General features: G+C 41.8%; 22 protein-coding genes. 13 read left to right on the top strand and 9 right to left on the bottom strand.

Annotation, left to right across the window (positions count from 1 at the left end):
* Positions 1 to 62 precede the first annotated feature (62 nt).
* Positions 63 to 539, bottom strand: a complete 477-nt coding sequence (locus EAG18_RS05630; protein WP_125251422.1) for an acyl-CoA thioesterase — start codon at positions 537 to 539, stop codon at positions 63 to 65.
* A gap of 248 nt (positions 540 to 787) precedes the next feature.
* On the bottom strand, positions 788 to 2437 hold the full coding sequence (locus tag EAG18_RS05625; protein ID WP_125251421.1) for an electron transfer flavoprotein-ubiquinone oxidoreductase: 1650 nt from the start codon (positions 2435 to 2437) through the stop codon (positions 788 to 790).
* A gap of 176 nt (positions 2438 to 2613) precedes the next feature.
* Between EAG18_RS05625 and EAG18_RS05620 the strand changes: the two genes are divergently transcribed.
* The 4 genes from EAG18_RS05620 (at position 2614) to EAG18_RS05605 (ending at position 5744) form a co-directional block, all read left to right on the top strand.
* Positions 2614 to 3366 carry an electron transfer flavoprotein subunit beta/FixA family protein gene (locus EAG18_RS05620; RefSeq protein WP_125251420.1) on the top strand — a complete coding sequence of 251 codons (753 nt, stop codon included), beginning with the start codon at positions 2614 to 2616 and terminating at the stop codon, positions 3364 to 3366.
* A complete protein-coding gene (locus EAG18_RS05615; RefSeq protein ID WP_125251419.1) occupies positions 3363 to 4289 on the top strand; it encodes an FAD-binding protein in 927 nt (308 codons plus the stop codon). The genes EAG18_RS05620 and EAG18_RS05615 overlap by 4 nt, the downstream gene beginning before the upstream one ends.
* Before the next feature lie 100 nt (positions 4290 to 4389).
* Positions 4390 to 4797: a fosfomycin resistance glutathione transferase gene (gene fos / locus EAG18_RS05610; RefSeq protein ID WP_125251418.1), complete on the top strand. Its 408-nt coding sequence runs from the start codon at positions 4390 to 4392 to the stop codon at positions 4795 to 4797.
* 92 nt (positions 4798 to 4889) lie between these two features.
* Positions 4890 to 5744 (top strand): pirin family protein, encoded by an 855-nt coding sequence (locus EAG18_RS05605; RefSeq protein ID WP_125251417.1) that lies wholly within the window; start codon positions 4890 to 4892, stop codon positions 5742 to 5744.
* 43 nt (positions 5745 to 5787) lie between these two features.
* On the opposite strand, the gene EAG18_RS05600 is transcribed toward EAG18_RS05605, so the two are convergent.
* Complete coding sequence (locus EAG18_RS05600) at positions 5788 to 6858, bottom strand: DUF3083 family protein (RefSeq protein ID WP_125251416.1); 1071 nt, start codon at positions 6856 to 6858, stop codon at positions 5788 to 5790.
* A 247-nt stretch (positions 6859 to 7105) separates the two neighbouring features.
* Between EAG18_RS05600 and glnS the strand changes: the two genes are divergently transcribed.
* Both glnS and EAG18_RS05590 read left to right on the top strand, forming a co-directional pair.
* Complete coding sequence (gene glnS, locus EAG18_RS05595; protein ID WP_125251415.1) at positions 7106 to 8770, top strand: glutamine--tRNA ligase; 1665 nt, start codon at positions 7106 to 7108, stop codon at positions 8768 to 8770.
* 58 nt (positions 8771 to 8828) lie between these two features.
* On the top strand, positions 8829 to 10658 hold the full coding sequence (locus tag EAG18_RS05590) for a protein kinase (RefSeq protein WP_125251472.1): 1830 nt from the start codon (positions 8829 to 8831) through the stop codon (positions 10656 to 10658).
* A 276-nt stretch (positions 10659 to 10934) separates the two neighbouring features.
* Here the strand turns inward: EAG18_RS05590 and fur are convergent, their stop codons facing one another.
* From fur to EAG18_RS05565, 5 genes are all read right to left on the bottom strand, one after another.
* Entirely contained in the window at positions 10935 to 11381 is a 447-nt protein-coding gene (gene fur / locus EAG18_RS05585; protein ID WP_125251414.1) for a ferric iron uptake transcriptional regulator, read from the bottom strand.
* Positions 11382 to 11483: 102 nt separating this feature from the next.
* Positions 11484 to 12011, bottom strand: coding sequence for a flavodoxin FldA (fldA, locus tag EAG18_RS05580; RefSeq protein ID WP_125251413.1), 528 nt, complete (start codon positions 12009 to 12011; stop codon positions 11484 to 11486).
* 14 nt (positions 12012 to 12025) lie between these two features.
* The gene (gene ybfE, locus EAG18_RS05575) at positions 12026 to 12304 is read right to left on the bottom strand and encodes a LexA regulated protein (RefSeq protein ID WP_010372698.1); all 279 of its coding nucleotides are present in this window, start codon (positions 12302 to 12304) and stop codon (positions 12026 to 12028) included.
* Positions 12304 to 12525, bottom strand: a complete 222-nt coding sequence (locus EAG18_RS05570) for a DUF2788 domain-containing protein (protein ID WP_010372701.1) — start codon at positions 12523 to 12525, stop codon at positions 12304 to 12306. Before EAG18_RS05570 ends, ybfE begins: the two co-directional genes overlap by 1 nt.
* Positions 12526 to 12611: 86 nt before the next feature.
* Complete coding sequence (locus EAG18_RS05565) at positions 12612 to 13379, bottom strand: alpha/beta fold hydrolase (RefSeq protein WP_125251412.1); 768 nt, start codon at positions 13377 to 13379, stop codon at positions 12612 to 12614.
* Between the two features lie 136 nt (positions 13380 to 13515).
* Between EAG18_RS05565 and seqA the strand changes: the two genes are divergently transcribed.
* The 7 genes from seqA (at position 13516) to EAG18_RS05530 (ending at position 24788) form a co-directional block, all read left to right on the top strand.
* The gene (gene seqA / locus EAG18_RS05560) at positions 13516 to 14082 is read left to right on the top strand and encodes a replication initiation negative regulator SeqA (RefSeq protein WP_125251411.1); all 567 of its coding nucleotides are present in this window, start codon (positions 13516 to 13518) and stop codon (positions 14080 to 14082) included.
* Between the two features lie 13 nt (positions 14083 to 14095).
* Positions 14096 to 15733 (top strand): phosphoglucomutase (alpha-D-glucose-1,6-bisphosphate-dependent), encoded by a 1638-nt coding sequence (gene pgm, locus EAG18_RS05555; protein ID WP_125251410.1) that lies wholly within the window; start codon positions 14096 to 14098, stop codon positions 15731 to 15733.
* Between the two features lie 82 nt (positions 15734 to 15815).
* Complete coding sequence (astE, locus tag EAG18_RS05550) at positions 15816 to 16850, top strand: succinylglutamate desuccinylase (RefSeq protein ID WP_125251409.1); 1035 nt, start codon at positions 15816 to 15818, stop codon at positions 16848 to 16850.
* 351 nt (positions 16851 to 17201) lie between these two features.
* Positions 17202 to 18419, top strand: a complete 1218-nt coding sequence (locus EAG18_RS05545; RefSeq protein ID WP_125251408.1) for a thiamine pyrophosphate-dependent dehydrogenase E1 component subunit alpha — start codon at positions 17202 to 17204, stop codon at positions 18417 to 18419.
* Positions 18419 to 19396, top strand: a complete 978-nt coding sequence (locus EAG18_RS05540) for a transketolase C-terminal domain-containing protein (RefSeq protein WP_125251407.1) — start codon at positions 18419 to 18421, stop codon at positions 19394 to 19396. The genes EAG18_RS05545 and EAG18_RS05540 overlap by 1 nt, the downstream gene beginning before the upstream one ends.
* A gap of 9 nt (positions 19397 to 19405) precedes the next feature.
* The gene (locus EAG18_RS05535; RefSeq protein WP_125251406.1) at positions 19406 to 20977 is read left to right on the top strand and encodes a dihydrolipoyllysine-residue acetyltransferase; all 1572 of its coding nucleotides are present in this window, start codon (positions 19406 to 19408) and stop codon (positions 20975 to 20977) included.
* Between the two features lie 862 nt (positions 20978 to 21839).
* Entirely contained in the window at positions 21840 to 24788 is a 2949-nt protein-coding gene (locus EAG18_RS05530) for a TonB-dependent receptor (protein ID WP_125251405.1), read from the top strand.
* Between the two features lie 67 nt (positions 24789 to 24855).
* Here EAG18_RS05530 and EAG18_RS05525 read toward each other — a convergent pair whose 3' ends face one another.
* Positions 24856 to 25104 carry a DUF3862 domain-containing protein gene (locus EAG18_RS05525; protein WP_125251404.1) on the bottom strand — a complete coding sequence of 83 codons (249 nt, stop codon included), beginning with the start codon at positions 25102 to 25104 and terminating at the stop codon, positions 24856 to 24858.
* Between the last annotated feature and the right edge of the window lie 12 nt (positions 25105 to 25116).

Raw genomic sequence — 25116 nt, 5'->3', positions numbered from 1 at the left:
ATGCCTGCCGGCACTAGACTCAGCAAGTATTTGATGCTTCATTATTCATCTTTTGAGCAGAATTATTTGTCGCTCAATGTTTGCTCTAGTAAAGACTCTGTTTGGATAGCGATTTCTTTCATTTTTACCGCATACGCTTCTAACTTTTTATCTTCTTCTGTTTTCGCCTTAAATTGCGGGATCTGAATGGGGTATCCTGCTTGATCCATGGCAATAAAGCTGATGATGCAGTGATTAGTTTCGACCAACCTTTGAGTTTTTGGGTCTCCACAGCGGACTTGTATAAAGATCTGCATGCTCGTATTGCCAGTATGCGCAATGCGCGCGGACACTTCAACGATTTGACCAACTAAAATCGGACGATGAAAACGCATACCTGCCACTGAAACGGTGACACAATAGCTGCCGCTCCAACCAGCGGCGCAAGCGTATCCAGCTTGATCTATCCATTTCATGACCATCCCACCGTGTACTTTGCCGCCAAAGTTGACATCAGTAGGCTCTGCTAAAAATCTGAAGGTGACGGACTGTTGCGACATAGGTTTAGCTCTAGTTCCGATGACTTTAAGCTAAGTATAGGAAAGAAAGGGGCATTTCGCCCCCGCAATTTAGGATAAATTATACCAATTTGCTTAATTAAGTGCTCTATTTTGAGGCGAGAAAATCTTGTCGATAACTAGGCAAAAATTTTGCTATTTAGTTGTTCTAAATGAGAAATTTTTAACACTGTTAGCGTCAGATTTACTCCTTCAAATTGAGCAAGTATTAAATCAAATTGGTATTAGTATTACATGTTGGGATAGTTTGGACCTCCAGCGCCTTCTGGCGTCACCCAAGTAATATTTTGGCTCGGATCTTTGATATCGCAGGTTTTACAATGAATACAGTTTTGCGAATTAATGACAAACTGTTTTTCGCCTTGCTCATTTTCATTGACTTCATAAACGCCCGCTGGGCAGTATCGTTGTGCTGGCTCGTCAAACTTCGCTAAATTAACTTTGATTGGAATATCAGAATCTTTTAATTGAAGGTGACATGGTTGTACTTCCTCATGATTGGTATTCGATAAAAATACAGAGGAAAGTTTGTCAAAGCTTAATTTACCATCTGGTTTTGGATAACTTATCTTTTTGGATTTCGATGCCAGCTTAAGCTGCTCATGATCAGCATGTTCATCTTTAATAGTAAATGGTAGTGAGCCTGAAAAAATATTTTGGTCGATCATATTATAGGCTCCGCCCATAATACGGCCTAACTTATGCATTGCTGGACCAAAATTACGAGACTGATAAAGTTCATCGTAAAGCCAACTCGCTTTGAACAGATCAGCAAAGCTTGCGAGATCTGATGGGGCATGCTCTTGCTCTAGGGCGTCAATGATAGCATCAGCAGCCAGCATGCCAGATTTCATTGCGGTGTGGTTACCCTTTATTTTAGCAAAATTGAGAGTGCCTGCATCACAACCGATAAGTAATCCGCCTGGGAAGTGCATTTTAGGCAAGCTGTGGAAGCCACCTTTTGCGATGGCACGAGCACCATATGCAACGCGCTCAGCACCCTCAAGAACTTGGGCAAAAGTGTCGTGATGTTTCATACGCTGGAATTCATCAAATGGACTCAAGTGGGGATTTGAGTAATTAAGGTCAATAATGAGTCCGACTACGACTTGGTTATTTTCTCCATGATACATAAAGGAGCCGCCATGGGTGCTGTTGTCAAGTGGCCAACCTGTGCCATGAACCACAAGGCCTTCTTTATGTTTGCTTGGGTCAACTTGCCAAATTTCCTTGAAACCGATGCCAAAGTGTTGAGGAGAAGCCTCTTTATCAAGCTCAAATTCTGAGATGAGTGATTTACCTAAGTGGCCTCGGCAACCCTCTGCAAAAATCGTGTACTTTGCTCTGAGTTCCATACCTGGCATGTAACTATCTTTTGGCTTACCCTCCCTATCAAGGCCCATATCTCCGGTAACTATACCTTTTACTTGCTTGTCCTCAATGATCAATGAATGGGCACTAAAGCCTGGGAATATTTCAATTCCAAGCTGTTCGGCTTGTTCAGCGAGCCAACGGCATACATTCCCCATTGAAACAATATAATTACCTTCATTCTTAAATGTTTTAGGCACAAGTAAATGTGGCAATTTGGTGGCGCTGTGCTCATCTTTGAATAAATAAATATCATCACCGGTGACTTTAGTGGTTATTGGTGCACCTTTTTCAGCCCAATCAGGGATCAGTTCGTCTAGTGCTTTAGTCTCAAATACGGCACCGGACAAAATGTGCGCGCCGACTTCAGAACCTTTCTCGACTACACAAATCATTAATTCTTTTTGTTTTTCCTGGGCCTGTTGAGCGAGTCGGATAGCGCAGGATAAGCCCGCGGGGCCTGCACCTACTATCACAACATCAAACTCCATGGTTTCTCGTTCGACCATAATTAACCTCACACTATTTGACGGTAGATTAACTAAAGAGAGGCTTTAGTTTGAATTTCGTTAAACTAAGGTTATTTGAGGTTGACGTTTACGTCAACAGGAAGTAGTCTGAATCCAGCAAAATAATTTGTTGACGTAGACGTCAGCTTAGAGAATAACCAGATGATGGAGTAACCATGAAAGTACTTGTGCCAATCAAACGCGTGATTGATTACAACGTAAAGGCAAGAGTCAAACCTGACAACAGTGATGTTGATTTGAGCAACGTAAAAATGGCAATCAACCCGTTTTGTGAAATTGCAGTTGAAGAAGCAGTGCGCCTAAAAGAAGCAGGAACCGCAACTGAAGTTATAGCGGTATCTATCGGTGACAAAGCTTGCCAAGAACAGCTAAGAACTGCACTTGCACTCGGTGCGGATAAAGCAATTCATATTGAGTCAGATGCAAAACTTGAATCTTTGCACGTCGCAAAACTGCTAGCCAAAATCGTCGAACAAGAGAGCCCAGAACTGGTTATTCTAGGCAAACAGTCTATTGATTCAGACAACAATCAAACGGGACAAATGCTTGCGGCGTTAACTAAGCGTGCTCAGGGCACTTTTGCCTCTAAAGTTGTAGTTGACGGCAATAAAGTGCAAGTGACGCGTGAAGTTGATGGCGGGTTGCAAACAGTGTCGCTATCACTTCCAGCTGTGGTGACAACAGACTTGCGTTTGAATGAACCGCGTTATGCTTCACTGCCAAATATTATGAAAGCTAAACGTAAACCACTAGATGTAATCACTGCGGATTCATTAGGCGTTGATTTAGCTCCTCGTATTGAGCTGGTAAAAGTTGAAGAGCCAGCCAAGCGCTCTGGTGGCGTGATGGTTGAGAGTGTTGAAGAGCTAGTAAACAAGTTAAAAACAGAAGCAAAGGTGATCTCATGAGCGTATTAGTTATTGCTGAGCACGAAAGTGGTGTACTAAAACCGGAAACCGCTAAGGTGGTTGCTGCTGCAACAAAAATCGCAAGCGACGTTACCGTATTAGTTGCAGGTCACAACATTGCCGAGGCTGCGGATCACTCAGCTCAGATTGCAGGTGTACAGAAAGTAGTAGCAGTTGACGATGCGTCATTCGCACACCAATTGGCAGAAAATACATCTGAGTTGGTTGTTGAGTTAGCAAGTGACTTTTCGCACATTTTGTTTTCAGCTTCTACCACAGGTAAAAATATCGCGCCACGTGTTGCGGCGTTATTAGACAAATCGCAGATCTCTGAAATTATCGATGTAATTGATGCTGATACTTTTAAGCGTCCAATTTATGCGGGTAATGCAATTGCGACCGTGAAATCACTAGACCCGCAAAAAGTCATTACTGTACGCGCATCAGCATTTGATGCCGCTGATACGCAAGCTGCATGTGATATTGAAGCGCGCTCGCAAAGTATTGCCTCTCAAGTGAGTGAGTTTGTGAGCATTGAACAAACTGAATCTGAGCGCCCTGAATTAACTGCGGCACCGGTTGTTATTTCAGGCGGCCGTGGTATGCAAAACGGTGAAAACTTTGCTTTGCTAAATGGTGTTGCTGACAAACTAGGGGCTGCGATTGGTGCATCGCGTGCTGCTGTTGATGCGGGCTTTGTGCCTAATGATATGCAAGTTGGCCAAACCGGTAAGATTGTGGCGCCTAACTTATATATTGCAGTTGGGATCAGTGGCGCAATTCAGCATCTTGCTGGTATGAAAGATTCTAAGGTCATTGTTGCTATCAACAAAGATCCAGAAGCCCCGATTTTTCAAGTGGCTGACTACGGTCTGGTTGCGGATCTTTTTGATGCGTTACCTGAGCTTGAGCAGGCGCTGTAACGCTTCTTTTTGTAGCTAGCCTACATCAAGAAAAATAATTCTGGTTGTTAAAGCCGTTGTACCTTTGGTCGCGGCTTTTTTCATTTGTAGGGAGATGAACATGCTAACAGGCTTAAATCACATAACAATAGCTGTATCTAACCTCAAGACATCAGTAGATTTTTATTCTGGCTTGTTAGGGTTTGAACTATGGGTATCTTGGGATAAAGGCGCGTATTTAAGTCTCGGTGATGTATGGCTTTGTTTATCTTTGGGAGAGCCCGCTCCGAGCTCAGATTATAGCCATATAGCGTTTAACATTACCGCTGAAGACTTTACGGCTTTTTCTAAAACGATATTAGAAAAAGGGGTTGGGGTGTGGAAAGAAAACAGCAGTGAGGGAGATTCTTTGTATTTTTTAGACCCAGATCATCACAAACTTGAGATCCATAGTGGTAGTTTGCAAAGTCGGTTAAAAAGTTTGCAGCAGCAACCATATTCAGGCCTCACTTGGCATAAAGCGGTGTGATTCTATTTTCTAGAATGCTTGTATCTTTAATTGCGCATTTTACTTCTGGTTACTGAGCTCCATAATAAAACAAAACATGATGGAGCAAAGTAATGGCAATTCAACTAAATGGCAAAGCACATGATATCGGTGGTCTTGCAGTAAACCGCGTACTTCCGCAGCGCGCCAAACGCATGGTGGGTCCTTTTATCTTTTTTGATCAAATGGGACCCGGCAAATTCAGTATTGGTGATGGTATCGATGTCAGGCCGCATCCGCATATTGGGCTTGCAACCCTCACTTATTTGTTTGAAGGTAACTTGCTCCATCGTGACTCTCTTGGGAATCAACTTGAGATCCATCCTGGGGATGTAAATTGGATGGTGGCAGGGCGTGGCATTGTGCACTCGGAGAGAGAGTCGTTTGAAACCAAAGCGCAACCCCATGCTATCCATGGTTTACAATGTTGGGTCGCGCTTCCTGAAGATTATGCTGAAATTGAGCCGAGTTTTTCACATGTCAATCGAATGCAGCTACCAACAAGACAACTCGATGGAGTGATGACAAGAGTCATTATAGGGAGTGCTTATGGATTGCATGCGCCTGTACCAACGTTTTCTCCAATGTTTTACGTAGATGTGATGGCAAAGGCTGGCAGCTATCTTGAAAGACCAAATCAATCACAAGAAATCGGCATATATGTGATCTATGGTGAAGTAGAGGTGTCAAATACATCTTATGGATCACAATCGTTTATATTACTTGAAGAGGACGATATAAAATTACACTTTAGTAAAAACAGTCGTGTGATATTACTCGGAGGACAAGCTTTTTCGAAAACGCCGTATATAGATTGGAATTTTGTATCATTTAGCAAAGCGCGTATCGAGCAAGCCAAACAAGATTGGCGAGGAGGGAGATTTGCTACGATCCCTGAAGATAAGCTCGAACATATTTCACTGCCTTAGCTAGGAGCGCAGCACCAAGAAGGTGAGCGCCCGAACGTTGCACTTAGTAGTCGTAACTTATATGTTGAAAGAAACGCACATTGACATCTTGTTTCTCGATATTGATGGGTAGCTGAGCGACGAAGCGTTTTATTGCAGTCTCTACGTGATTCATAAAACGGCCATAGCCCATGTCTTTTTTATCCTTGTCATTGGCGACAATAACAAAACGCAGAGTATCTACCAGGTGTGTTTCATCAAATAGTGAATAAATTTGGTGATCATCTGAGCTGGTATTAAAACTTAACTTTTGCAGTTCTCGATTAGTATCGGACTTATCGATTTTTGCACTTCTAACAATCGGTAAACGCCCATCTGCTACCATGGCTACCATATTGAGCTGTTTGTCCGCGCAGGAAGATAAAAACGCATCTTCAAGTGTGCGGTAGAATTGTCCGTAATCACCTGAGCGCATTTGGCTTTGAAATTCAGTTTTGATTGCACGAGACACAGGAATATTAAATGTTACATAAGTCATTTCACTGTGTACATCAGGCAAGGCACAGTGCCGAGCTTGATAACGTGGATACAAGGCTCTTAGCTTATAGCCATAAGACTCCTTGTCACCCTTTGCTTTTGCAAATACGTCGTAGGTCAAGTGTTGATGGTCTCGCACTCTAAACTGTGGCTCTACAGAAGAGAAGCCGTCTTTTAGCGCATCCAGTACTTTTTTTACTTTGTTATGAAAGTGTGCTGCATTGGCACGTAATTCATTACCTGTGGCTAAAAATAGCAAGCGAATTTTGCGTGCTTGATAACCATCACCGAGATAGGTTTGGTGCGCTTCATGAAATTTAGGGTTATAAAAAAACAAAATTTGTTTGTCGGTTTGCATGGTGTAGGCTTCATCATGATATCGAACGACTGGTAACTTATCATTGGCGATAACATGAACATTATGTAATTCATATTCATCACACAGTGCAAATAATTGGCGAGATAAGCGCTCGTAACATGCTGCAACAGAGTCAAAACACGCATAAAATTTATCGTCCGGCTTAAACTCGGCAAGAATATATTGGTTGTTTCTAGCTTTAGTTGAGATGTAAACACGATTTAAATTCATTGAAGCCATTACTTTGTCCTTTCCTAGGTAACGTAATTTAAGCAATACTCGGTGGTTGAGTACTTTAATGGCGCAACTATAGGATGAAGTTGTGAAGGAAATATTGCGCTAGAACAAAATTTGTCACAAAAAGCTGATTAATACTTAACCTAATGAATAAATCCTGATACAGCGCAGATAATTGCTGTAAGTTCGGCTAAGTTTTTGTAATAATGCCGAGGTTAACTTAGAGCATAATTCAGAGGAAAGATTTCCTATGGCGGAAACTGAAAATCGCCCATCAAACTTTATTCGCAACATTATTGATGCGGATCTTGCCAGTGGCAAACATGCGTCTACGCACACACGTTTTCCACCTGAGCCAAATGGCTTTTTGCATATTGGTCATGCAAAATCAATTTGCTTAAATTTTGGTATTGCCCAAGATTATCAAGGTAAGTGTAACCTACGTTTTGATGATACCAATCCAGAAAAAGAAGACATCAACTACGTTAAATCTATTCAAGAGGATGTTCAGTGGCTTGGCTTTGAGTGGGATGGTGAGATTTGTTATTCATCAAACTATTTCGACAAGTTGTATAGCTACGCCGTAGAGCTAATTGAAAACGGTAAAGCGTATGTTTGTTTTTTATCTCCCGAGCAAGCGCGTGAATATCGTGGAACGTTAACTGAGCCGGGCAAAAATAGCCCTTATCGTGATACGTCACCGGAAGAAAACTTAGCCTTATTTGAAAAAATGAGAAATGGCGAGTTTAAAGAGGGTGAATGTGTACTGCGCGCTAAAATTGACATGGCAAGCTCATTCATGGTGCTTCGCGACCCGATTATTTACCGAGTACGTTTTGCCCACCACCATCAAACTGGTGATAAGTGGTGCATTTATCCAATGTATGACTTTACGCACTGTATTTCCGATGCGCTTGAAGGGATCACGCATTCACTATGTACACTAGAATTCCAAGATAACCGCCGTTTGTACGACTGGGTATTGGATAACATCAGCATCGAGTGTCACCCGCAGCAAATTGAGTTTTCTCGCTTAAACCTCGAATATACAGTAATGTCAAAGCGTAAGCTTAATGATCTAGTTGTAAATAGTCATGTTGAAGGGTGGGATGACCCACGTATGCCGACGATTGCAGGGCTTCGTCGTCGTGGTTATACACCTGCCGCTATTCGTGAATTTTGTAAGCGTATTGGTGTAACCAAAATGGACAACATGGTTGAAATGGGTATGCTTGAAGCGTGTATTCGTGACGACCTAAACGAAAATGCACCACGTGCTATGGCGGTACTTTACCCTGTTAAGTTAGTGATTGAAAATTTTGACGCAGATAAAGTTGAAATGCTTCGAGCGCCTAATCATCCTACATTAGAGATGGGCGAGCGTGAGTTGCCGTTTACGCGCGAAATCTATATTGAACAAGAAGATTTCCGCGTAGAAGCGAATAAAAAGTTCAAACGTTTGGTGCTAGGTAAAGAAGTACGTCTTCGTAACGCTTATGTGATTAAAGCTGAACGCATAGAAGAAGACGAAAACGGTAATATTACGACAATTTACTGTAGCTATGACCCTGATACTTTAGGTAAAAACCCGGAAGATGGTCGTAAGGTGAAAGGCGTAATTCACTGGGTATCTGCTTCGCATTGTATCGAAGCGCCAGTGCGTCAGTATGACCGTTTGTTTACGGTACCAAACCCTGCTGCAGCTGATGATTTCACGGAAGTGTTAAACCCAGACTCTTTGGTAACTATTGCTAATGCTAAACTTGAGCCTGCACTTGCCAACGCAAAACCAGAGCAAGGTTATCAGTTTGAGCGCTTAGGTTACTTCTGCCGTGACAATAAGTCAGAAGCGCTGATGTTTAACCAAACTGTTGGTCTGCGTGATTCGTGGGCTAAGATAGAACAGCAAGGTTAACTCTTGATGAGGTCGACTTATGTCGGCCTTTTTTATAGCCTTTTCGTTATCCGATATTATGTCTGAAAAATCCATCCAGCACTTCTATATCAATGAGCAACAGTCTATTTATCTACTGTCTCATATTGACGCAAAAAAACACCGTCAGTGGCTTAATATTTGTAAAAAGCAACTGAGTCTACTTGGCTATAAAAACGTTGAGGTGATTGGATCTGGTGCATTTGGTTTTGTATTCGCAGGTACAAGTGATATTGGCAAGGAGTGGGTGTTTAAATTTTCTCGGATCACACTTGCCCAAAGTGTTCGCGACAGGCTTGAAGACGAAGGTTACATGTTGTCGCAACTTGACAATCCAATGATCCCTAAGTTTTATGCGTTTGAGCGAGCAAAAAAGCAAGGTATTTTAATGATGGAGCGTGCGCCAGGAGAAGATTTAGAGAAAATCTCGCTCAGGAAAGGTCGCTTTCAAGCGCATGAATTAGTAAGTCTTGCTTTGAAACTGAGAAACGTATTGGTTGACCTACGTGAGCGCCGCAATGGCATGTCTCCTCAGCCTATTGTACACGGAGATATAAAACCATCTAATATTGTCTGGGATGAGGCGACAGATAATTTCTCCTTAGTTGATTGGGGTAGCTCGGTTTATGCGCAAGTCGATATTTTCGGTGAGCCTATCGCGAGTAATATCATGGACTTGATGTCATCTGATGTGAGCACAACCAATGCTAGGATGGGAGATGTGTATTTTATTGGTGATGAGCAAATGTCAGGGGCGCAGTCTTCGCCACGCTTTGATGAGCAAGGAGTAGCATCAACAATTTATGCGCTGGCAAGTGCACAATCATGTCGGTTTGGCGCAAAGGTACTCCCAGCCAGCGCTCTGGGGCTTCCCAAGGTATTTGCCCAAGTGCTGGATGGCATGCTTAGCAAAGACAAAGCAACGAGAGACAGTGCAGGGGATTACTTTGTGCGTAACATGCCTGCAATGGCGAAAATGTATCTGCCAGAGTTAATCCTTTCAGAAAAAAAATCTCGCATCCCATTTTGGACACATGAGACTGAAGTAAAGCCAGAAACGGTAGTATATAGCTCCCGAAAGCAGTTTTTGCGCCGTGCTGACGATAAGCACAATCTAAGAGATGTAAATGATGCGCAGCTCGACAGATACTATAAAGAGTTTTTATTTGATACCGGCGACACCGAGAAAGCGTTTTTGGCGTCTATCAGCCGTTTGGCAAAATATCCTGTAGTAGGTGGCTTGAGTTTTCACTGGAAAGATACTCAAGTATTTGTCGAGTCAAGCCTGATTTTACACGATGAAACATTGAATCTGGCATTTAAAGACGCGTTGAACGCCGCCGTAATGATTGCACAGGGGATAAAACAAAAAGGTTTGTTTAAATGCTGCTTGTTCGACGCGCGTCAAACTATTCAATTGACTCGTGACGGCACTAGTGCTTTTCAATTTGAACAACTTCCTGAGCTCGAATATAGTGTCAGTGACACATCAAGTAATGAAATTACACGGCCACACTCCTATTTTGAAGACGGTAAAGACCCTGATGAGCAGCTTCAGCTGCCAAAACAGATCATCCAATGTGTGTTCGAACTCAATCAAATTCACCATACTGGTTGCATCATTTTTGAATCTTTACAAGATAGGATGAAAATTCATTATTACTACCGACTACTTGACGCCAATAAAGAAGCACAGTTTAAATCGTTATTGACTCGGATCATGCAGTACGCTGTTAGCATTCAAGATTATGGTGTAGCGGGCTTTATGAAACTGCCTTACAAGAACACACGTGAGTTTGACTTATGCGAGCGCCAACCTGATAGTTTTTTTCCAAAAAACCCAAAAGCATTTAACCTGAACTTCGGATAATTAATGCCTTTCTAGCAGCCAGTTTTAGCGCTAACTGTGTTGAATTCACTTCCAATAGCCTGCTATTGGTTCGTAAATTCGCTTTGCCTACAGGATTTAGGTCCCTTAGCGAGAGCAGGTCGCGTTAGCGGAGTTATCGACAAGGTTTTCTCGCCTCAATATAGACCACTCAATTAAGAGAATTGGTATTAATTTCCTCTACACAAGAAAATCAATTTTGAATACAAAAAAGCCAGCTTGACGCTGGCCTATTGCTTAAAGAGGCAAAAGATTTGGTTAATTACCATTTTCTTCTGCGTATTTCTTACAAGCTTCTTTATCTTCACATTCACCATACAAATAAAGTGAGTGGTTGGTAAGTTTAATACCATTATCGCTGGCAATTTCTTCTTGTCTTGTTTCGATGACGTCATCTTCAAACTCAACAACTTTGCCGCATTTTAAACATACCAAATGGTCATGGTGTGTGCTACCAGAAAGTTCGAATACAGATTTACCGCCTTCAAAGTGGTGGCGTGTGACAATCCCAGCATCATCAAATTGGTTTAATACTCGATATACTGTAGCGAGTCCAATTTCTTCACCTTTATCTAAAAGGATTTTATATACATCCTCTGCACTGATATGTTGATTATCAGGAGATTGAAGGATTTCTAAAATCTTGATACGTGGCAGTGTTACTTTTAAACCAGCCTTTTTAAGCTCTAAGTTGTGATCAGTCATTAAATCTGTCTCAATCTGTTGGTTATAATTTGTCTTAGGTCAATATTCACGACGCTAAACCTAAGAATAACTTGCTAGGGCAACAAGTGCAAAGCAAATGGATTAATCTTCCAACTCGCTTAGGCACATTTCATCGTATACTTGCGCACACCATTGTTTAACACGCTGCTCTGTCAACTCAGGCTGACGATCTTCATCAATACCAAGGCCAACAAATTTACCGTCTTCTACAACAGCTTTAGACGCTTCAAAATCGTAGCCGTCAGTTGACCAATGGCCAATCACAATAGCGCCACGCTCGGAAACGATGTCGTTGATCATACCCATTGCATCAAGGAAGTACTCGGCATAATCTTCCTGATCACCACAACCGAAGATAGCGACTAGCTTACCTTCAAAATCAATTTCTTCTAACTCTGGGAAAAAGTCATCCCAGTCACACTGTGCTTCACCGTAGTACCAAGTCGGGATCCCAAAAAGGAGTAAATCAAATTCAGCAATTTCCTCTTTACTGCTCTTTGCAATGTCCTTTACGTCTACCAGTTTTTTGCCCAGCTCTTTTTGAATCATTTTAGCAACGTGTTCAGTGTTACCAGTATCGCTGCCGAAAAAAATACCTACGCTTGCCATTAATTGCTTACCTTCTATCTATTAACCGCTAACTTTTCTTGTAAGATGGTCTCTATGAGTGCACTTCGACTAATGTTTTGCGACTCAGCCATATCACTTAGCGCTTGATATAACTCTGATGAAACCTTAAATTCTACTCTTTTTAGACCACGAGCACGATCTCTTTTTATTTGATTGCGCTTGTTAACCTTTAACTGCACTTCTCGAGGAAGCGGGTTTGTCTTCGGACGCCCGGGACGTTTTTCATTTTCAAATAAGTCAATGGTCGTTCTATCTGTCTCCGCTTTGGCCATTATCCCACACCTGCGCCTTGCCAAAATACTTGGATCAGACCTTTAGCGATAAAACCTGAACAGCCTAGAAACAATACGAGCCATACAATATAACGTCCGAACTTTGGTACATCGCCTTTTTTCAGTACGTCTTGAATCGCCATACCGATGAAAAAGAAGATACCTGCTAGCGCAAACCATAGCCCTAGCGTTTCAAATTCATTTATAAATTGACTGACCATCTGAGCTCTACTCAATATTTAAACGGCGGCTACTATATCACAATCTACATGCATAAATTAAGTTTATAACGGCAAATCGACTTGTTTTATTGAATAAAATCAATAATTGAACGATTTACCGCATCTGGTTTTTCTGCATGTAGCCAGTGGCCTGCACCTTGTATTATTTTTGCTCGGGCGTTTGGAAATAGACGCGCGATGTTATCTTTATGTTCTGGAAGGATATAATCTGAATTATTCCCTTTGATAAACAAAGTATCGCACAAACAAGAATGAGATTCATTAATGTTGTCTGTTATTGTGTCGTACTTTTCGGTAATTACATCTAAATTAAAGCGCCAGGCAAGCTGTCCAGCTTCATTTTTAGCTAAGCTTTTGAGCAAGAACTGACGTACGCCAGGGGTACCTATATAGGTAGACATAATGCCATCTGCTTCGCTGCGGCTAGATACTTGGCGTTGTTGTACTTCATTTAATGCGGCAATAATTGCATCATGTCGAGAGTGATAAGCTACAGGGGCGATGTCTAAAACAACCAATTTATCAACTTGCTCAGCAAATAACTGTGCAAACTGCATGGCGACTTTTCCCCCCATAGAGTGACCAACGAGATGTACTTTGTCTAGCTTTAACTCGTCAAGCAGTATTTTGATGTCATTGGCCATCACAGGATAGGACATATCAACATCGTGAAATGACCGGCCATGATTTCGCAAATCGACATTGATCACATTAAAATTCGATGCGAGTGCTCTTGCGACGACGTTTAAATTTTCAAGGGACCCAAACAGCCCATGTATAATGATAACGGCAGGGTTTGTTGCGTCACCAGTTTGTTGGTAGTTTACCAGCATGCTTCCTCCAAATTTGCGGGTAATTGTGACATTGAAGAGGAAAAATGCAAAGCCATAGAGTAATAAGCTAAATTTGGATATACTACGTGACAATTGAAATGAGTTGCTCCTAATTAGCATAGATGACAGGAAACGCATGAAAAAGATAGAAATAGATGACGAGCTATATCAATACATTGCAAGTAATACTCAAAGTATTGGAGAAAGTGCTTCGCAAATCTTACGTCGTTTATTAAAACTTAATTCTGGGACAGAATCCAAACCCGACTTACAGCAGGAAGAAGAGCAGGCTCAAACGGCTCAAACGGCTCAAACAGCAGAAAAAGAGGCTCAACCAAAAGTGCAAAGCCAGCCTGCAAAGCCAGCTGCAAATGTCTTTAATATTTTAAACAAAGAAGAATTAGCGATGCAAAAGGGAGTTGTAGGACGCTTTTTATTTATACTTTCAGCGCTACATCGCACCCACAAATCTGAGTTTAACAACGTGCTCGAAATTAAAGGTCGAGATCGGATTTATTTTGCAACCAGTAAAGAAGCTTTGCTTGAAAGTGGCAGCAGTATGAATCCAAAAAATATTGTTGATAGTGAATACTGGGTAATGACAAACTCGAATACAACGAGAAAGAAAATGATGCTTCATGAAGTAGCTAAGGTGTTAGGTTACACAGATGAAGCTGCCGAAAAAATCAGAGACTACCTATAAGTAAGGAAATCTTATGGCGATCCATCCGCAAGCTGGTAAGAAGGTAACGCAAGAGCAATTAGTTAATATTCCTAAGCTGGTTTCTTCATACTATTTGAATGAACCGGATTTAGAAGCACATCCCGAGCATTGTGTTGCTTTTGGCACCAGTGGCCACCGAGGTTGTTCACTTCATTTCAAATTTAATGAGTCACACATTCTAGCCGTGACTCAAGCTATTTGTGACTACCGTAAAAATAACAATATCTTTGGCCCACTGTTTTTAGGTAAAGACACGCATGCTTTATCGGAAGCTGCTTTTAATTCGGCTATCGAAGTGTTAGTGGCAAATGAAGTGCAGGTGATCACGCAAGAAAATGATGATTATACGCCGACTCCTGTTATCAGCCATGCAATTGTATCGCACAACTTAACACACCCTCATGAGCTTTCTGATGGTATTGTCGTGACGCCATCACATAATCCGCCAGAAGATGGAGGCTTTAAGTACAATCCACCGAATGGTGGTCCAGCGGACACCGATGTCACAAAGTGGATTGAAGATAGAGCAAATCAATTATTACAAGAAGACCTGGTTGAAGTTGAGTTATTTCCGTTTGCAAAGGCCAAGCGTTCAGGGTTTATAAAATATGAAGATCTGATCACCCCCTATGTTGCGGACTTAGGCAATATTATTGATATGGAGGCGATAGCCAAGGCAGGAGTCAATATAGGTGTAGACCCACTTGGCGGCTCAGGCATTAACTTTTGGCCAGTGATTGCTRAACACTACGGGTTGAATCTTAGCGTAGTAAATAATGTGGTTGACCCCAGTTTCGCATTTATGCCTCTTGATAAAGACGGCAAAGTGCGTATGGACTGCTCATCACCCTATGCGATGGCCAATTTGATAGCGTTAAAAGATGACTATGATATTGGTATTGGTAACGATCCAGACTTCGACAGGCATGGTATTGTCACGCCAGATGGTCTGATGAACCCAAACCACTTTTTAGCGGTGGCAATTGATTATCTGATCAAGCACAGAACTTGGAACAGCTCGATAAAAATTGGCAAAACTTTGGTATCTAGCGCCATGATTGACAAAGTGTGTGGTGCGAATGATCGTGAGGTTTACGAAGTGCCTGTTGGGTTCAAGTGGTTTGTAAGTGGACTTGCAACAGGGGAACTAGCGTTTGGTGGTGAAGAGAGTGCAGGCGCTGCTTTTCTGAGAAAAGATGGTACTACTTGGTGTACAGACAAAGATGGCTTTATCATGGGGTTACTCGCGGCGGAAATTTTAGCCGTAACCGGAAAATCACCATCTGAGCATTACTTGGCATTTGAGCAAGCATTTGGCGCGCCGGTGTATAAACGCATTGATGCACCAGCGAGCAGTGAGCAAAAAGCAAAGTTAAAGGGATTGAGCGCAGATAACATCAAAGCAGATACGTTAGCAGGTGATAAAATTACTCAGGTATTAACCAATGCACCTGGTAACGGCGCCGCGATTGGTGGTCTAAAAGTCGTCACCGAAAACGGCTGGTTTGCAGCGCGACCGTCGGGCACAGAAGATATTTACAAGATTTATCTTGAATCATTTAAAGGTGATGCACACCTAGCTGAGTTGGAGCAAGCGGCAAAAGCGCTTGTGGATTCGGTAATTAGTTAGTAATAAAACTTCTAAAGCCATACATTTTGTATGGCTTTTTTGTATCCCAATATGGGTTACTCAACAAGATCAATTTGGAATTATGACGTACTTAGCAGAATTAAAACAAAACGGTGACTTTCTTACACTCACAAGAAATAACGAATTTACTCTTGAACCTGTCAGTTTCACATTAAACAATGGTACCTTAGTTGAAGTGTTAGATACCGGTGTGATCCAATTTTCTCCAGTGGATGAAACGACAAAAGACATCGTATTGTCGAGCGCTGTGCATGGAAACGAAACAGCACCGATAGAGATATGTGACGAGCTTATCCAACATATTATCACTGGTAAGCTGACGTTAGCGCAGCGTGTGCTGTTTATTTTCGGTAACCCGAAATCCATAAACATTGGCCAGCGCTTTGTCGATGAGAATTTAAACCGCCTATTTAACGGCGCACATAATCAAGAAACAGATAACCCCGAAAAGGTTAGAGCGCAGAAACTAGAGGGGTACGTTCGAGCCTTCTTTGAAAAAGGTGGAAGCGAGCGCTACCGATGTCATTACGACCTTCATACTGCTATTCGGGGTTCGAAAAACGAAAAGTTTGCAGTATACCCCTTCTTACATGGTAAGCCGTGGAAGAAATCACAGCTGCAATTTTTATTGTCATGCGGTGTCAACACCGTGTTAATGATGCGCTCGGCGGCAACGACATTTAGTTACTTTTCTTCTTACCAGTTTGGGGCCGACGCATTTACCATCGAACTTGGGCAGGTAAAACCATTTGGTGAAAATAATATGGCGAGCTTTGCAAAAACCAAAGAAACGCTAAAAGCATTAATTAGCCAAAAAAATGTAGAATATAAAGAATTTAATGCAGATGAGTTCGAGTTATTTATGGTACACCGTACTATCAATCGGACACAGCCTGAATTTTCTTTCCCATTCTCTGATTCTGCGGTGAATTTTACTGGATTTGCGAAAGGCGAACTATTGGCTACTGACGGAGATCAACAATACTTCGCAGAGGTCGACGGTGAGGCTATTATCTTCCCTAATGCCAATGTTGCACTAGGTCAACGTGCATTATTAACGGTAGTACCATTAGAAGTGGATGAAAACTTTATATAAATCAACAATGTAAAAATAAGCCTTCCATCGTATCGAAATCTTTCCAAAAACATTGATGTATTTTAGCGGTTATTCATCTAGGATTAGTTGAATAACCGTTTACGTTAACGTAAAGTTGAATAGCTTTAATTTAATTTACTTACTTAAATCGCAAATATTATTCAGTCTTTGATAAGTTGTTAGACCAGTTACTCACGCTAACTACAAAAGTCATTAAGACCAATTAACACAATCATAAATGCGAGGTGAGTTATGGCTCTTTTCGTCTTACATCAGCTGTACTCAGGTTGTATGTGAGGGGGCAGGGGTTTAGCTCAGTAAGTTTGTTATGACAACAAGAGAAGGTAGGTTATGACTAACCCCAATAATATATCCTTAAATATCAGCCATGCGCTGGAATTTATAGATGGTCATGCACTCAATATCCCTACATTAAAGATTTTAAGTGACCAAGGCGATGTTTTAGACGGTGCAACAGCACCAGAAATTGATAAAGAAACGGCATTAAGAATATATTCCACAATGCGTTTTATTCGTTTACTTGACGAGCGCATGCAAGGTGCTCAGCGTCAAGGGCGTATTAGCTTCTATATGCAGTGTCTTGGCGAAGAAGCAGCCGTTACGGCAAGTGCCGCAGCGCTAAAAGAAGATGACATGATCATGGCTCAATACCGTGAACAAGCCGCAATCCATTATCGTGGTTTTTCATTAGAGGAGTTCATGAATCAGCTATTCTCCAATGAGAAAGATTTAGGTAAAGGTCGTCAAATGCCTGTGCACTACGGATCCAAGGCATTGCATTATTTGACAATCTCATCGCCTTTAGGCACCCAAATCCCGCAGGCTACTGGTTATGCTTATGGCCAAAAGCTGAAGCATATTGATAAAGAGACCGGGGAGTTAACGTCTGAAATAGAAAACGTTACTATTTGCTACTTTGGCGAAGGAGCCGCGTCTGAAGGCGATTTTCACGCAGGTCTAAATATGGCGGCTGTGCATGGCTCACCCGTCATTTTTTATGCTCGCAACAACGGTTATGCTATCTCCACACCAGCGGATGAACAATTTAAAGGCGACGGTATCGCTGCTCGAGGTGTTGGATATGGAATTAAAACGATTCGTGTAGATGGTGCTGACGCTCTTGCAGTATATGCTGCGACACAAGCCGCGCGTAAAATTGCTGTAGAAAATGGTGAGCCTGTGATGATCGAATCTATCGCATATCGTTTGGGTGCTCATTCTACTTCTGATGACCCTTCTGGTTATCGTACAAAAGATGAAGAAGCTGAGTTTAAAAACAGCTGTCCGGTAAATCGATTTAAGCAATGGCTCCTAAAGCAAGACTGGCTGGATGAAGCGCAGGATGATCTCGAAAAAGAAAAGATCCGCGAAGATATCCTAGCAGCGTTAAAGGTAGCAGAAAAAGTACAAAAACCTGCGCTAGAAGATTTGGTTTCTGATGTCTATGACACCCCAATTCCATCATTACAAAAACAATATGAAGAATTGAAGGCACATATTAAAACCTATCCTGACGCATATCCAGTTACCGCAGGGAGAATAAAATAATGGCTAAAATGAACATGTTACACGCCATTAATTCGGCGTTAGATATCACCATGGCAGAGCACCCACAGGCTTGTATTTTTGGTGAAGATGTTGGCTACTTTGGCGGTGTATTCCGTGCAACTTCTGGTCTACAAGAAAAGTATGGTAAGCACCGTGTTTTTAATACGCCGTTGACCGAACAAGGTATTTTGGGCTTTGCCAATGGCCTAGCGGCATTTGGTGCTCCTGCACTTGCTGAGATCCAGTTTGCTGATTATATCTTTCCTGCGTTTGATCAGATAGTAAACGAGTCTGCAAAATTCCGTTACCGCTCAGGTAATGAGTTCAATGTAGGTAACCTAACGGTTCGCACGCCATACGGTGGCGGAATTGCAGGTGGCTTATATCACTCACAATCACCAGAAGCTTATTTTGCCCATACACCTGGTCTTAAGATTGTCGTGCCTCGTAACCCTTACCAAGCTAAAGGCTTACTACGTGCTGCAATTAAAGACGATAACCCGGTTATTTTCTTTGAGCCGAAGCGCTTGTATCGAGCGTCTGTTGGTGAAGTACCAGAAGAAGATTACAGCATTGAGCTTGGCAAGGCGGAAGTCATCGAGGAAGGCTCGGATATTACGCTTCTTGCTTGGGGTGCGCAAATGGAGATCATCGAACAAGCAGCGCAAAAAGCAGCAGAGGCAGGTATTAGCTGTGAAATAATCGACTTAAGAAGCATTCTTCCTTGGGATGTTGAGACGGTAGCAAAATCAGTAATCAAAACCGGCCGTTTAGTTGTGAGCCACGAAGCGCCGATTACTAATGGTTTTGGTGCAGAAATCGCGGCTACCATTCAAAAAGAGTGTTTTTTACATTTAGAGTCGCCAATTGAGCGGGTTTGTGGATTAGATACGCCATATCCTTTAGCACTGGAAAAAGAATATGTGCCAGATGCACTTAAAGTGTTTGCTGCTATTAAACGTTCTATGGAGTTTTAAGGATAAGTTATGGCTAAAGAATTTATCTTACCCGATATTGGTGAAGGCATTGTAGAGTGCGAAATCGTTGAATGGTTAGTGGCTGTTGGTGACGAGGTAAAAGAAGATCAACCGATTTGTGATGTCATGACTGACAAGGCACTAGTGCAGATCCCTGCGGTACATGATGGTGTGATCACTAAGCTACATTACGAAAAAGGCGAAATTGCGAAAGTGCACGAACCTTTGTTTGCAATGGACGTTGCTGGCGAGCAAACATCACCAGCGGAGCAGTCGGCACCTCAGTCTTCATCAGGCACTTCAACAAACTCAGTATTAGAGGATTTTATTCTACCAGATATTGGTGAGGGAATCGTTGAGTGCGAGATTGTTGAATGGCTTGTCGCCGAGGGCGATGAAATCAAAGAAGACCAAGCCGTTTGCGACGTGATGACTGACAAGGCACTAGTGCAAATCCCCGCAAAATACGATGGCATAGTTGAAAAGCTATATTATCAAAAAGGTGAAATTGCACAGGTACATAGCCCATTATTTCAGATGAAGTTGGCATCATCACATGCTGGAAAATCAGATGATCCGGTGGCTGACATTCATAAGCCTACAGAAAGCAAAGAGCAATCTGCAACGGCGACTGGTAATGCTACGCGAAGTCTTCCAAAAAATGGTAAAGCAATTGCTTCACCAGCTGTGCGTCGAAAGGCACGTGAAGTAGGCATTGACCTGTGTGAAGTGCCCGGTTCTGGTAAAAATGGTCGTGTATACAAAGAGGACATCGAGCATTTCCTTGAACACGGTGTTAATCGCGATACGGTCAAGTCTGAGTCAAGTAAAGCAGCATCAGTTGAAACACCAAAGCCGCTTTCTACCTCGGAAGGTGGAACAAGGGTTGAACCTTTGCGCGGTATGAAAGCCGCAATGGCAAAGCAGATGGTGGCTTCGGTATCGACTATCCCACATTTTACATATTGTGATGAGATTGATCTGACAGATTTAATTGCACTGCGTGGCACCTTAAAAGAGCAATATGCCAAACAAGGTATCAAGCTGACGATGATGCCATTTTTTATCAAGGCGTTATCACTTGCAATCAATGAGTTCCCTATCTTAAATGCAAAAGTAAATGATGATTGCACTGAAGTGACTTACTTCGATGATCACAATATTGGTATGGCAGTAGACAGTAAGCTGGGTTTATTGGTGCCGAATATTAAATCCTGCCAAAACAAGTCTATTGTAGATGTCGCCCAATCAGTTACTGAGTTAACTGAGGCGGCGAGGGAAGGGCGAGTATCTCCTGATTCACTTAAAGGCGGTACTATCTCTATCTCTAACATAGGCGCAATTGGTGGTACGGTCGCAACACCGATTATTAATAAACCCGAAGTTGCTATTGTTGCACTTGGTAAGGTTCAGCAGCTACCACGTTTTGATGCCCAAGGGAATGTAGTTGCACGCTCTATCATGCAGGTAAGTTGGTCTGGCGACCACCGTATTATTGATGGTGGCACAATTGCGCGATTCAATAATTTATGGAAGTCCTTCTTAGAGGAGCCAGCTAAAATGATGATGGCAATGCGCTGATCGTTGTTTTTGCTAGTTTCTACTTGTTGCAAAGGGTCATTATGACCCTTTTTTATTGGCTGTCAGTTGATCATTTGTAGTTCTAGAAAGTATAAATTGTCATCATATACCGGTAAGCAATTCTCACGTCATAAAAGGTAAGCCATAAAAACAAGCGGATATTAACCTCCATAAGCGCCCGCAGTATAGATGCTTCTGTCAGTTATAACTGCCTTCTTGGACTCTAAGATAGTCCCAAGTTGGCTGGCAGTCTGTGCAGGTTCAATACTCATGAATTATATCAGAGAGAGTCACCCCGAGCGCGATTATATATCTCAGCCCGTTAATCAATCGTTCACTAGCAGTTTAGTTCGAGTGAAAAATTTGCAGTAGAAAATTTTTAGTGATCCATTGAAAACTTTTTATCGAGAACAGTGTGAAGCAGATTGTTCCTAAAAATAAAACAATTTCTATATCTCATCAAATAGAGTTTAATCCATATTTCAACTTGTTTAGATTTTACCGAATAGGTTTAAGGTCTGGCTATGTCTTAATCAGCCAAAATTATCATTCATAAATAAGCACTTCTATAGCTAGCTCTACATATTTGACAGTTTGTTAATTTTTACATTTTTACTACAGGCTCTGTGGTGTTTTTAAAAATATCCATCTATTTCATGTGATTAGAAATAGCTCCCATTTTGGTGGTTTTGTTTTGATAAGTTTACGGAAGTGAGCGTATATGACACAAAATGTGAGAAAGTGTGCTTTTATTTTGTTTTTAAAACAGGTAAAAAGAAAGGGTTAGTTTGGTTGTTACCAAGTCTAAACATCGCAAAAACATTATTTAAAATAATAATTAATATCAACAAAGGGAAATTCGATGTTTGCTAAAAATAAAATTCTTAGCTCCATTCAAATGTCTTTTCTTGCTGCGGCAACGTTGTCTGGAACGGCATTAGCCGAGCAGAATGATAACGAAGCCAAGGAGCTTGAAAGAATTCAGATCACTGGTTCTCGTATCGCACGATATGAGCTTTCTCAGCCTTCACCTACTATTACCTTAACCGGTGAGCAAATAGAACAAGCGGGTATACCTGATTTAGCACAAGTGCTTTCAGAGCTACCAGCAATTGGTGCGACAGGTACGTTAAGAGCTAACACTGGTAGCAGTGAAAATGCGGGTTCAAGTACAATCGACTTACGTCGTTTAGGTACAGATAGAACACTAGTACTTGTAAATGGTAAGCGTCACGTTGCAGGTCAGCAAGGTTCAGCCGTTGTTGACTTATCTACAATCCCAACATCAATGATTAAACGTGTTGAGGTAATCACAGGTGGTGCTTCAGCGATTTATGGTTCTGATGCGGTATCTGGGGTAGTAAACATTATTACCAGAGATGACTTTGAAGGGCTTGAACTAAAAGTTGGCTATAGTGATTCACTGCACGGTATTGGTAATAAAAACAAGACATTTAGCTTGGTGGGCGGCGCATCTACAGCAGACGGTAGAGGTAACGCTACAGTATATATTACTAAGGATTCTGTTGCTGAAGTAATGGAGCGTGATATGCGCCATTATACTGAAAGTAGCATTGCTGATAATCCAGCAGATACTGGAGAAGATGATGGTATTCCTGATAAGGTCTGGGCACCAAATGTTCTATCAGAGTGGATCAGTCAGACTTCGGTTTTAGATTACAACAGAACGAATTACACTTTTGATAATGCGGGTAATGGCCAATTGATGCCAACGAGAGGTTTGTCCAACTCAGCGGCATTTGGTAGTTTTCCTGATGGTTGTGAGCTATGTTTTTCAACAACGAGATATGAAAACTTCCTTCCAGAGCGTGATAAGGTCACAGTAGGCTCGTTCTTCAACTACGAAATCAATGATAACGTTAAGTTTTATTCAGATGTAAAATACGTACGCTCTGATATCACTCAACAAGGGCAGCCTGCATATCGCTTTAATGAAGGTGATACTGTTAACTTATTAGAAAATCCTTTTGTATCACAAGAAACCCTCGACTTCTTCACGGCTAAAGCTGCACAAGATGACAGTGTGAACCTTGAGAGCATATACATAAACAAGTTTTTTGATGAAATAGGTAACCGTGCAGCACACAATAAGCGTGAGACCTTTAGGCTATTATCTGGTATTAAAGGCGACTTTACTATCAGCGATACTTTATTTGATTATGACATCTATTATTCTTACGGCCGTACAGAAAATGATCGTGTTATTGTCAATGACTTCATTGAAAATAACTGGGTAGCTGCGCTGGATGCCGTAATTAATCCAGAGACTGGTCAAGCAGATTGTCGTGCAAACGTCCCATCTATGCAGGGCGAAGACTATGTAAACCCTGCAACTGTCGATACAAATAACTGTGTACCATATAATCCATTTGGTTATGATGTTGCATCGGAAGAAGCGAAAGCTTGGGTGAGTGCTGATGTAACTCGGCAGGACACCATAAAACAAAGATACTTTGGCGGTTCATTGTCATTTGATAGTGCTGAGTGGTTTGAGTTGCCTGGTGGTGCGATGGGTATGGCACTTGGCTATGAAAAACGCTGGGAGTCATCAGGCTCAGTTACTGATGAGTTAACTCAATCAGGTGCTTTAAGCCAATCACCAACACCAGATACATATGGTGAATATGATGTGTCTGAGTGGTTTATGGAAGTAAACTTACCAATTTTATCAGATGCTTTCTTAGCGCATGACTTAAGTATTGATGGTGCATTTAGACGAGCTGACTACTCGCATGCGGGAGAAGTAGATGCGTGGAAAGTTGGCTTTATGTGGTCACCTATTGAAGGGTATAGTCTTCGTGGTACCTATAGTGAAGCGGTACGAGCACCAAACGTAACCGAAGCATTCTCACCTCGTACACCAGGGTTTAGACAAGTTTGGGATCCATGCGATAAATCAAGACTAGGAAATAACCCAAATCGTGCGGCAAACTGTGCGGCACTGGGTATACCTGCGGACCATGTGGGTCAGGATAATGCTAGTAAGCGGGTAATCATTGGCGGAAATCCAAACTTGAAATCAGAAGAGTCTACCTCGTTCACGCTTGGTTTTGTTACAACAGCCTTTGAGGATTTCTCATTTAGTATCGATTATTATGATATTGAAATTGAAGATGCGATTCAATCAATTGCACCTCAAACAGTTGTGAACAACTGTGTTGACGGTCCTGCGCTTGACCCAATCTACTGCTCGCAAATTACACGAGATCCTAATAACAACTCTGTGACGTTTGTTGAGTCTGGTTACCAAAATACCGCAAGGCGAACGTTATCAGGGGTAGAGGCTGATTTTAACTACAATCTAGACCTTGCTGATTTCTCGTTACCTGGTACTACAAAGATTAACTTCTTTGTAAACCATGTGTTCGAGTATGATACCTACGCGTTCCAAAATAACCCCGATAAGCCAGACCGTCAAGATGGAGAGGTAGGCGATCCATCATGGCAAGCAACCTTCAGAGCAACATATAGTCTCGATGATTTATCAGTGACTTGGAGCAGCCGCTTTATTGACAGATCTGCCAATATTAACTTGAAAGAAACCTATACGGTAGATGGTAAAAAAGAAGGCGATACACCGGAAGATACTGCATACCCGTATGCACCGAGTATGGTATACCATGATTTATCAGCTCGTTACTTAGCAACAGACGACCTTTCCGTTGAGCTTGGTGTACGTAATATTTTTGATAAACTTCTACCTGAATATATTGGTGGTGCTGGTGTGAATTCAGCAATTTATGACCCGTGGGGCAGAAGAGCATTTGTTAACTTCACTTACAATTTCTAAGTTGAAGCATTAACAAAATAAGGCCACTTTGATGTGGCCTTATTTTTTCACTGAAAAGGGGTTACCTTTACTCAATCCCTTTTTTTGAATACAGCGTTACTTTATCTGAAAGCAGTGTAACTTTGATATGTTTATCGTCACTTCCCCAAATACAGTTAGTGTGAAGTGTTTTTTCTTCACAGTTATCTGCTGAACCGAGAATTYGCTCTAGTTCAGTTTTGTCCATGCCAACTTCTAGCTTATTGTAGTTTTCAAGGGTTACTTTAGAACAGCCTGTAAGGCCGAGTAATATCGATGCAAGTACTATTTTTTTCATTATGCTGCCCAT

The organism is Pseudoalteromonas sp. J010 (assembly GCF_003934235.1).
GTDB lineage: Bacteria > Pseudomonadota > Gammaproteobacteria > Enterobacterales > Alteromonadaceae > Pseudoalteromonas > Pseudoalteromonas peptidolytica.
Note: the sequence above shows the minus strand (reverse complement) of the source record. Positions and strands in the feature narration are given on the sequence as shown.